Genomic DNA, 10,299 nt, shown 5'->3' with positions numbered 1-10,299 from the left:
TGTCTAGATTATCTGTGGCGATTCATTTTTCGGCTAAAATCACAGCATACGCGACAATATTGATGATTTACCTGAATGTGAACTAAATCACTTCAAACATAGGGTAAGTCTCAGTATCATCATAAAAGCTAAACCCTTGCCGCCTGACGGTGAGGGTTTTCTTTTGGGATTATTTACCTGCGCACCCGCAGTATCGACGACATGGAGTAATAAATGTCCAGACCAACTATCATCATTAACGACCTCGATGCGGAACGCATTGACCGCCTGTTGGAGCAACCTGCGTTTGCTGGTTTACCGATTGCCGACGCCCTGAACGCTGAACTGGATCGCGCGCAAATGTGTTCTCCAGAAACCATGCCGCACGATGTCGTGACCATGAACAGCCGCGTGAAATTCCGCAATCTGAGTGATGGCGAAGTCCGTGTGCGTACCCTGGTGTATCCGGCCAACATGACTGACAGCAGCACGCAGCTTTCCGTCATGGCGCCTGTTGGCGCGGCACTTCTGGGTCTTCGCGTTGGCGACACCATTCACTGGGAACTGCCGGGCGGTACCTCAACACACCTCGAAGTCATCGAACTTGAGTACCAACCAGAAGCTGCGGGCGACTACCTGCGCTAACTCTGTCTTATCAAAGCTATTCGCTTTATCTTGCAGGGGATGCATCTGCATCCTCTTTCCGGTTACTCCTCATCTCCCTACCCTCGCGTTATTTCCTGTTCGCAAAACATAAATCTGTGCCGTGACTGACAGAATCATTTTTAATACTATGCTGTTATGTGTTCATGTAATGACAAGGAGAATGTTTATGTACAACACAATCATAATGCCTGTTGATGTATTCGAAATGGAACTGAGTGACAAGGCTATTCGCCATGCAGAATTCCTGGCACAGGAAAACGGCGTTATCCATCTGCTGCATGTGCTGCCAGGCTCAGCGAGCTTAAGCCTGCACCGCTTTGCGGCAGACGTTCGTCGTTTTGAAGAGCATCTGCAGCACGAAGCGGAAACGCGTCTGCAAACAATGGTCGGTCACTTCAGCATCGATCCCTCCCGCATTAAACAACACGTGCGCTTTGGCAGCGTCCGTGACGTGGTCAACGAGTTGGGTGAAGAGTTGAATGCAGATGTGGTGGTCATTGGGTCGCGTAACCCGTCCATCAGTACCCACCTGCTCGGATCAAATGCCTCCAGCGTTGTCCGCCATGCTACTCTGCCGGTATTGGTTGTTCGTTAATAACGTCTGATTTGCTGTAAAAACCCCCTGCCAGGTTAACATCTGACAGGGGGTTTTTATTACCGTGCAATCAATACAAATGACCGATATTCACGATGGTGCTGACCGTATCGCCAAAGAATGTCAGACGACTGAGGATTACGCCAACAAACAGCAGAACAAACAACGCTTTTGCCCGACGTTCGCCCTGACGACTCAACACAAAGGCCAGCGCCAGACAAACCAGGCTCGCCAGATAAAGCGGCGAGGTCAGCCAGGCATGCGCGGTCATCTGCATAATGGTCCCGCCGCTTAACCAGATAATTGGGGCTGCGATCATGACCGCCATACAAACAACAATTCCCTGGCGTAATGCGGCAATGGCAGGTGCGAGATTAAGCAGCGGAATCGCCGCACAACCCATAACCCACACGGTGATGAAGAACAGCAGCATCGTCAGACCGTTGGCGATCGCCACCATCGCCGGTGCGGCATAGGTCATACCCTGTACCGCCACCAGCGCAATTCCAAGGACAGACGCCAGAACAGCCGGAACCTTGTGCCCTTTTGCCAGGAACGTCACGCCCACCGCCGCGCCATATAAGGTTGCGCCAAGAATTTCACGGCTCAGCCAGGCGTGCTGCAGGTTTATCAGGGCGTTGTAGGCACGGTCCGGATGCGCAAGGTGCAGGATCGCTGCCACGGACGCAGCCGCCAGAACCAGACCGGTAACCAGCCAGTACAAGCGTTTGCTTTCCAGTTTTCCTTGCAGCTTGCGTAGCGTCAAAATCAGCGTGATCCCAACCGACATCTGACTCAGTACGGTAAAAATGACCAGAGGAAGTTCATACTTTTCCATTACTTGACCTCCGGCTGCTTCGGTTGACGCGCCAGGATAAAACGCGTGCCCGGATTAAGCTGCGGCATGCGTGGGAACCCCGGCGGATACTGGACGGCATTGTTGGGTATCGGGTCGGCATCCAGATCGATTAGCGTCAGCGCCCCCACCGGACAAGCATTTACACATGCCGGTTGCATACCAACGTCAAGGCGTTCGTAGCACATGCTGCATTTTTCCGCCTTTTTCGTCTCTTCATTGAAACGCGGCGCTCCGTATGGGCAATTACGGATACAGTTTTTGCATCCAATACAACGTTCCGGGTTATGCACCACAACACCATCCTCACGTTTGGTGTAAGCCTCGACCGGGCAAGCCGCCAGGCAGGCTGGGTTTTCACAGTGATTGCAAGCCAGCGAGTAGAACGCCCGCTCTTCATGCGGATAAATTTCTTTATCCAGCGGATAGACGTAGCGCCAGAAACGTTCAGGCTCCAACTGGTTAAAACTCTTACACGCCATCGCGCAGCCACGGCAACCGATGCATTTATCGCTATTGACTAAAAACGCGCGTCTCATGCCGCTGCTCCTTTACTTACCAAAATGATATCCGCAAACTGACTGTGGATCGCCGCACCTGGTGCACCGGTTTTCATCAGCCCCATATCGGCCGGGGTATCCGCCACCACGTTTTGTACGTTGTATTTCCGTTTCGGAAACCACGCCTCGTACATCACCAGGAAATCTTCCGGAACGTTAGCGGTCACCTTCGCACGCAGTTCTACTTCACCTACGGTGTTAAACACTTTCACCAGGTCGTTTTCGGCAATGCCTCTTTTTTCTGCAGAAATCGGATGCATATAGACAAACGGCTCCGGATAGAAGACCTGCATCCAGTCAAGGTTGATAAATTGGGAATGGATACCGAACTGCACATGCGGTGTAAACAGGTGGAATGGCAGTGTACTTTTCGCCTCCGATTTATATTCCGGCAGCGCCGTATGGCCATTTTTCTCACATAGCTCAGATTTGAATTCAAACTTTCCAGAGGGGGTTTTAAATTTACGGTCATACCAGGCCGCAGAGCTCGGCAAAATGGCTTTTTTCGGGCCATCCAGCAAATCATCCCAGGAGGAGATGCCAAACATTTTGCCCATCCCGTCGTTAAATTCCTGGTCCAGCCAGCGCTTATGATCGAACTCCTGCGGGAATGTACAAGAACCTGGCTCCAGCTTATTTATCGTCCGGGAGAGTAAAACGGCAATCTCCAGATCGCATTTCGCCTCATACATCGGCTTAATGGCCGGTTGGTTGATAGAGAGCCAGTAATGCCAGTAGGAGGCATCAACATTCCACTCTTCAAAGGCGGTAGTGACCGGTAAGACGATATCGGCGTGCTGGACGGTTTCGTTAAAGAACTGATCGGCGCACACCACCATTTCCAGTTTCTCAAACGCCTTTTCCATCTTGCTGCGATCAAAATCCTGAGCAAACGGGTTCTTACAGGCAACCCAAAGCATACGAACAGGCGGTTCGTTGGCTTCCAGAATTCCTTTGGCGGTCTGGTTGATATTAAGAGAACGATCGGAATATTGCGCCACTGCCCCAGCAGAACCGAACTCACTGGTTGTACCCGCTGCTCCAGGCATACCGATGGAGCCTACCGGTGGCTTTTGCAGCATGGCATTGTAGTTAAAGCCCCAGGTATGCAGATGCCCATAACGAGCGCCGCCGCCTTCAATACCGATATTACCCGTCATGGCGACGAAAGCATCAATGGCACGAACATTCGCGCCACCATTAACATGGCGCTGCATGCCATAACCAATCCACACGGTAGCAGGATTAACCGCCGTAAATTCTTCCGCCAATTGACGAATGACATCCGCAGACAAACCACAGATTTCAGCCGCCCACTCAACGGTCACACTGTTGCGCAGATAGGCTTCGAATTCCGGGTAACCATGAGAATAGTTGTTGACGAAATCCTGGTCCACCAGGCCTTTATCCACCAAATGGCGTGCCATACCCAGCGCCAGCGCACCATCAGAACCTGGACGAACGCGTAAATAAAGATCGGCTTTTGCGGCGGTCTGCGTTAACAGCGGATCGATAACGACCACTTTCGCCCCTTTCTCCCGCGCCTGGTAGATATACTTCATGGTGTGCATTGAGCACCATGCCGGATTAGCACCCCAGATGATGATGTATTTTGCTTTTACAAAATCTTCCGGGTCGTTACACCACATATCGCCCATATCGTAGTTCTGGGCATCGATACCGGCAGGCCAACAAGGCGTTCCGGCAAAACGGGTGGTGTAACCCAGCGAAGACATCATCCCTTCAACCGCATAGTTCAATACCCCGAATTTGCCGGAATATTTGGTCATCGCCAGGCCCAGCATTGAACCATCTTTCTTTTTGATCTCCAGTATCTTGGTCGCAATGCGCTGCATTGCTTCGTCCCAGGAAATACGACGCCAGTTACCGCTACCGCGAACATCCTGAACCATTGGATATTTAATGCGATCCGGGCTGTATACCCGACGCGGGTAGCTCAACCCTTTAACACAGGGTGCTCCATGCGTAAACGTTGACTCAGGCGCGCCTTCCACAAAGGTGATGACATCGTCCTTCACCCATGTTTTCAGGCTACAGGTGTCATAGCAGTTACGCGGACAGGCGTTGCGATAAATTTTGTAGGTTTTCGGGTTAAAAGGAATGGGCGGTTGCGCTAATGCGCAACGTGAAGTCAGCAGTCCCCCTGGTAGGGCAGCCACCGTGCCAAGGGCAATCAACCCTTTCAAAAATGAACGTCTGTTCAGAACTCCCGGTTCATTGCTCATATGATACTCTCGTGTTTAATTCATCAAGCCAAGAAGACAATTTTCCCGCTACGGTTCTCAACGTGGCGGTCTGTGCATTTATCTTTATTTTTTCTATAAAATCGGGAACCCAAACCACTATATACTCATTTACATATCGAGTGAGGACAGTCTGATATTCTGCTGATGCCCGGGCGTTTACCGATAATAAAACGGCCAACTCCAATACATATGAAATATGATCATCAGGAATATTATTCACATGATTTATAGATAGGCCGATATTTGCCATGAATTCCCGAATACTCAGGGTTGATTGACCCATAACAAGAGCATCTTCTTCGAGATAAACTGAAGCAAACGGTGCGGCCTTGAGCGCCTGCGGCCCGATAAAGAGTGCATTGAAGTCATACTCCGCTTGCAGCCACTCGAGCTCTGTCAACGTCGAGGCATTTGTATCCAGCGCGGAATAAGCTTTTTTCAGCGTATTACTATCAGAAGAAATAAAAAAATCACGCAACAATAACCCTGTCGATTCAAAGATCGTCAGGGTTTCATATATTTCACCCATGAATTAACCAACCATTTATTCACACAAGAAATGAAAACATAGTGCAGGTTAATATAATAAAGAAAATGCCTATTCTTTTTTTGATGAAACTAATGATCAGGCTAATTAAATGAATATTTAATGCAGTTTATTGTTTCAAGAATTGACAATCTGAAAGCGCGGAAATAAAAAACCGCCAGCGGATGACTGGCGGTTTTGGCATGCAGGTGAGTCTTACTTTTTTATGCTACTGTTGTGCGAATCAGATAATCAAAAGAGCTTAACGAGGCTTTCGCGCCTTCGCCTGTCGCGATGATGATCTGCTTATACGGTACGGTTGTGCAGTCACCCGCAGCGAAAACACCTTTCACGCTGGTTTCGCACTTCGCATCGATGATAATTTCACCCATGCGGTTGCGTTCAACGGCGCCTTCCAGCCAGTTGGTGTTCGGCAGCAGACCAATCTGTACAAAGATACCTGCCAGCTCCACACTGTGAATATCTCCGCTTACGCGGTCACGATACTCAAGACCAGTCACTTTGCTGCCATCGCCTTTTACTTCTGTCGTTTGCGCATTCAAAATGATGTCGACATTTTTCAGACTGCGTAGTTTATTCTGCAGTACCTGATCGGCCTTCATTTCAGGAGCAAACTCCAGCAGCGTCACATGTTCAACGATGCCCGCCAGGTCGATAGCGGCTTCAACACCGGAGTTACCGCCGCCAATCACCGCCACACGCTTGCCTTTAAACAGCGGGCCATCACAGTGCGGGCAATAGGTTACGCCTTTAGTGCGATACTGATCTTCACCCGGAACGTTCATGTTGCGCCACTTCGCGCCGGTCGCGATGATAATGCTGCGCGCTTTCAGCACCGCGCCGGATGCTGTTTCAATCTGATGCAGACCACCTTCCTGCGCCGCAGGAATCAATTTGCTGGCGCTTTGGCTATCGATAACATCAACATCATAGTCATCGACGTGTGCTTTCAGCGCGCCCGCCAGTTTCTGGCCTTCGGTTTTTGGCACCGAGATATAGTTTTCAATATCAACGGTATCCAGGACCTGACCGCCAAAACGTTCGCCCATCAGACCGGTGCGGATACCTTTACGTGCAGAGTACACCGCAGCAGCAGCTCCCGCAGGACCGGAACCAACAATCAGTACGTCATAGGCATCACGCGTGTTCAACTCTTCAGCCGCACGTTTCTCTGCGCCGGTATCCACTTTCGCCACGATCTCAGTCAGCGTCATGCGGCCCTGGCCGAACTCTTTACCGTTCATAAATACCGCCGGAACGCCCATCACGTTGCGATCGGTGATTTCGTTCTGGAAAGTACCGCCATCAATCGCCGTATGCTTGATGCGTGGGTTCAGTACCGACATCAGGTTCAGCGCCTGCACCACGTCCGGACAGTTATGGCAGGAGAGTGAATAATAGGTTTCAAACTCAAAATCGCCGTCGAGATCGCGGATCTGCTCCAGCAACGCCTGCGCCTCTTTTGACGGGTGACCGCCCGTCCACAACAGCGCAAGCACCAGCGAGGTAAACTCATGGCCCAGCGGAGAACCCGCAAAGCGCGGCCCCTGATGAGAGCCAGGATTAGTAATCAGGAACGATGGCTTACGTACCGGCAGAGTATTGTCTTCTTTAAAGGTGACTTTCTCTGACAGTTCAGCAATTTCAGTCAGCAGTTCCTTGATTTCTGCCGATTTAGCGCTGTCATCCAGCGTAGCAATCAGCTCAACAGGTTTGGTCAGTTTCTCAAGGTAAGCCCTGAGCTGGGTTTTCATATTTGTGTCGAGCATTCTTCTTCCCTCTCTGAAAACATCATCATGCAAGCGGCCTCGTTCAGACAGTCTGAATACGTTTGCATCATGGTGTTGGAATAAAACGGGCACGACGCACCCGCTTAAGGATTAATTCGCAAGAATTTCGCGTTACAGGCAGGCGGCAAGCTTATGAATCCCCGGGAACTTACATAAGTAAGTGACCGGGGTGATTAAGCGTAGCCAACGCACCTGTAGCGCGAAAGGCGTAGCGAATTTTAGATTTTACCAACCAGGTCTAAAGATGGAGCCAGAGTCGCTTCACCTTCTTTCCATTTAGCCGGGCAAACTTCGCCTGGGTGGGATGCAACATACTGTGCGGCTTTAATTTTGCGCAGCAGGTCAGAAGCATCACGACCGATACCTTCAGCGGTAACTTCGATTGCCTGGATGATACCCTGCGGGTCAACAACAAAGGTTGCGCGGTCAGCAAGACCTTCATCTTCACGCATGTTGTCGAAGTTACGGGTCAGGGCGCCAGTCGGGTCGCCGATCATCGCATATTTGATTTTTGCGATGGTGTCAGAGCTGCTGTGCCATGCTTTGTGCGTAAAGTGGGTATCGGTAGAAACAGAGTAAACGTCTACGCCCAGTTTCTGCAGTTCTTCATAATGGTCTGCAACGTCGCCCAGTTCGGTCGGGCAAACGAAGGTGAAGTCAGCCGGGTAGAAGAAGAAGACGCTCCAGCGACCTTCGGTATCTTTCTCGGTTACTTCGATGAACTCACCGTTTTTGAACGCCTGGTTTTTGAAAGGTTTAATTTTGGTATTAATCAAAGACATCTGTACTTCCTCCGTGTTTTCGTTGAGAGATAAGTTAACGAAAATCTCTTCAAAGGGCTAATGCGTTTCCTTTATCAAATCAATAAGCGTTAACTAACAACTTACTCAATCGAACCTAAAAGACAAAAGTAAAAAAGGCCCCCTATGCAGGGAGCCTCATTACCCGAGCTACCCGCAGGTAACGTCAGTACCAGCAGAGCTGGCTATGTGTTGCGCTCTACATTACCTTAACAAAGGTCGTAACAGCGATTGGGATTACATCACCCAACTAAAGAAAGGGCAATCGACAGACTGTCGATCTTACCTATGGCTGTGATAGGTTTTGCAATTCAGTCCCCTTTCCTTCTGATTTTATAAGGAAAATCAATGTTTAAACGTACCTTACTCTTATCCTTGCTTCCCGCTATTGTCCATGCCGAAGAGCTACCTACCCCTGTTAAAGCCATTGAGAAACAGGGTATTACCATCGTGAAGCCCTTCGACGCGCCAGGTGGAATGAAAGGTTATCTTGGTAAATACCAGGATATGGGAGTAACCATTTATGTCACTCCTGACGGCAAACATGCCATCTCCGGTTATATGTATAACGAAAAAGGAGAAAATCTTAGTAATACGCTGATAGAAAAAGAGATCTATGCCCCAGCAGGGCGCGAGATGTGGCAGCGAATGGAAAAAGCCTCGTGGATTCTGGATGGAAATAAAGAGGCTCCGGTAATTGTCTACGTGTTCGCCGATCCCTTCTGCCCTTATTGCAAGCAGTTTTGGCAGCAGGCGCGTCCATGGATCGATTCCGGTAAAGTTCAGCTGCGTACGCTGTTAGTGGGCGTAATCAAACCCGAAAGCCCGGCAACAGCTGTCGCAATCTTGTCGGCAAAAGATCCGGCCAAAACCTGGCATGACTATGAAGCTTCTGGCGGCAAAATGAAGCTGGAAATTCCGGCCTCTCTCCCGCCCGAGCAGATGAAGATACTCAATATCAACCAAAAGTTGATGGATGATTTGGGCGCAAACGTGACGCCAGCCATCTACTACATGAGTAAAGACAATACGTTACAACAGGAAGTCGGGTTACCCGATAAGGAAAAATTAAACATTATCATGGGAAATAAATAAAGGTAACAAAATGAGTGATTGTTATCGTTCTCATCTCAATCACTCATCATCACTGATTTTTTTACTCGTAAAAAATAATCTTGTTGTGCTATTTTAGCTTCAGTACATCATACTTTAAGTATTCAAACATAAACTCATAGAATAATTTTACTTATAACATTCTTAATGCAAATTACACCTGACAGAACTTTACAGGAAGATAACGATGGCTAATCTCTATGACCTCAAAAAGTTTGACCTGAATCTACTGGTCATTTTTGAATGTATATACCAACATTTAAGTATAAGCAAAGCTGCCGAAACATTGTATATCACGCCATCAGCGGTTAGCCAGTCATTACAACGACTACGCACACAGTTTAACGACCCCCTATTTATTCGATCCGGTAAAGGCATTACGCCTACGGTGACGGGGGTCAATCTTCATCATCATCTTGAGCAAAATCTGAATATGCTGGAGCAAACCATTAATATTATGCATGACTCCAGTCTGAAAAAAAAATTCATTATCTACAGTCCTCAAATCACCACCACACTGGGGGTAACGGAATTAATCAATGCCCTAAGAAAAAATCCAGATATCGAAGTTGAACACCACGATATATTAATGTCAGCAGAAACCGCAGAGAATATACTGGCGTATCGGAAGGCAGATATGGTGATAACTACGGTTCCCGTGCATAACCGCTCTATTGTATGTAACTTATTTAAAAAGATTGAATGCACTTTGGTATGCAGTGGTAGTCATCCAAGAATGTCTGCACATAGCACGCTCGAAGAAATCATGCGGGAGCAATTTACATTGCTTAGCACAACGCAACCCGGTATCCACGAGCAACAGTTTGTAACGAATGATCTTTTTCCAGAACGTAAAATTGGTTTTAGCAGTGACTCACTGACTTCCATTACTAATATTATTGCCAGCACAGATCTTATTGGCATCATTCCTACAATCATTTATGAGCAAAATGCCGCTGCACTTAACCTGAAAGAAATCAGCATTAATTTTAAATTACCACCGGTTAAACTTTTTTTAATGTACAATCGTTCCTCGCTTAACAACCAGTCTTTTGCTGATTATATTAAAAGGATTAGCCCATAAAATTAAAAAAAGCTGACCTGCCCCCACGATTAGATACAACAC

At 48.5% G+C, this 10,299-nt stretch carries 10 protein-coding genes; 4 read left to right on the top strand and 6 right to left on the bottom strand.

All coding sequences use genetic code 11. The annotated features are described in order from the left end of the window. The first annotated feature begins 213 nt into the window (after window positions 1-213). Both rnk and uspG read left to right on the top strand, forming a co-directional pair. Window positions 214-624, top strand: coding sequence for a nucleoside diphosphate kinase regulator (gene rnk, locus FDX11_RS17155; protein ID WP_005120853.1), 411 nt, complete (start codon window positions 214-216; stop codon window positions 622-624). 187 nt (window positions 625-811) lie between these two features. Then, window positions 812-1,240 carry a universal stress protein UspG gene (gene uspG, locus FDX11_RS17150; RefSeq protein ID WP_016152215.1) on the top strand — a complete coding sequence of 143 codons (429 nt, stop codon included), beginning with the start codon at window positions 812-814 and terminating at the stop codon, window positions 1,238-1,240. A gap of 70 nt (window positions 1,241-1,310) precedes the next feature. Here uspG and FDX11_RS17145 read toward each other — a convergent pair whose 3' ends face one another. The 6 genes from FDX11_RS17145 to ahpC all read right to left on the bottom strand — a co-directional run bounded on the left by FDX11_RS17145 (window position 1,311) and on the right by ahpC (window position 8,042). Continuing rightward, complete coding sequence (locus FDX11_RS17145; protein ID WP_061381647.1) at window positions 1,311-2,078, bottom strand: DmsC/YnfH family molybdoenzyme membrane anchor subunit; 768 nt, start codon at window positions 2,076-2,078, stop codon at window positions 1,311-1,313. Next, window positions 2,078-2,635 (bottom strand): 4Fe-4S dicluster domain-containing protein, encoded by a 558-nt coding sequence (locus tag FDX11_RS17140; RefSeq protein WP_042309843.1) that lies wholly within the window; start codon window positions 2,633-2,635, stop codon window positions 2,078-2,080. The genes FDX11_RS17145 and FDX11_RS17140 overlap by 1 nt, the downstream gene beginning before the upstream one ends. Beyond that, window positions 2,632-4,902, bottom strand: coding sequence for a molybdopterin-dependent oxidoreductase (locus FDX11_RS17135; RefSeq protein ID WP_137398284.1), 2,271 nt, complete (start codon window positions 4,900-4,902; stop codon window positions 2,632-2,634). Before FDX11_RS17135 ends, FDX11_RS17140 begins: the two co-directional genes overlap by 4 nt. Continuing rightward, on the bottom strand, window positions 4,892-5,452 hold the full coding sequence (locus tag FDX11_RS17130) for a molecular chaperone (RefSeq protein ID WP_137398283.1): 561 nt from the start codon (window positions 5,450-5,452) through the stop codon (window positions 4,892-4,894). The genes FDX11_RS17135 and FDX11_RS17130 overlap by 11 nt, the downstream gene beginning before the upstream one ends. A 221-nt stretch (window positions 5,453-5,673) precedes the next feature. Next, window positions 5,674-7,239 (bottom strand): alkyl hydroperoxide reductase subunit F, encoded by a 1,566-nt coding sequence (gene ahpF, locus FDX11_RS17125; RefSeq protein WP_042309848.1) that lies wholly within the window; start codon window positions 7,237-7,239, stop codon window positions 5,674-5,676. Window positions 7,240-7,478: 239 nt separating this feature from the next. After that, window positions 7,479-8,042: an alkyl hydroperoxide reductase subunit C gene (gene ahpC, locus FDX11_RS17120; RefSeq protein ID WP_004859485.1), complete on the bottom strand. Its 564-nt coding sequence runs from the start codon at window positions 8,040-8,042 to the stop codon at window positions 7,479-7,481. 366 nt (window positions 8,043-8,408) lie between these two features. Here ahpC and dsbG point away from each other — a divergent pair, with 366 nt between their 5' ends. Together dsbG and FDX11_RS17110 are read left to right on the top strand one after the other, a co-directional pair. Further along, complete coding sequence (gene dsbG / locus FDX11_RS17115) at window positions 8,409-9,155, top strand: thiol:disulfide interchange protein DsbG (RefSeq protein WP_137348949.1); 747 nt, start codon at window positions 8,409-8,411, stop codon at window positions 9,153-9,155. A 205-nt stretch (window positions 9,156-9,360) separates the two neighbouring features. Beyond that, window positions 9,361-10,257, top strand: a complete 897-nt coding sequence (locus tag FDX11_RS17110; RefSeq protein ID WP_042309852.1) for a LysR family transcriptional regulator — start codon at window positions 9,361-9,363, stop codon at window positions 10,255-10,257. Window positions 10,258-10,299: the final 42 nt, after the last annotated feature.

Source organism: Citrobacter sp. wls714 (genome assembly GCF_005281025.1).
Lineage (GTDB): Bacteria > Pseudomonadota > Gammaproteobacteria > Enterobacterales > Enterobacteriaceae > Citrobacter > Citrobacter werkmanii.
Note: the sequence above shows the minus strand (reverse complement) of the source record. Positions and strands in the feature narration are given on the sequence as shown.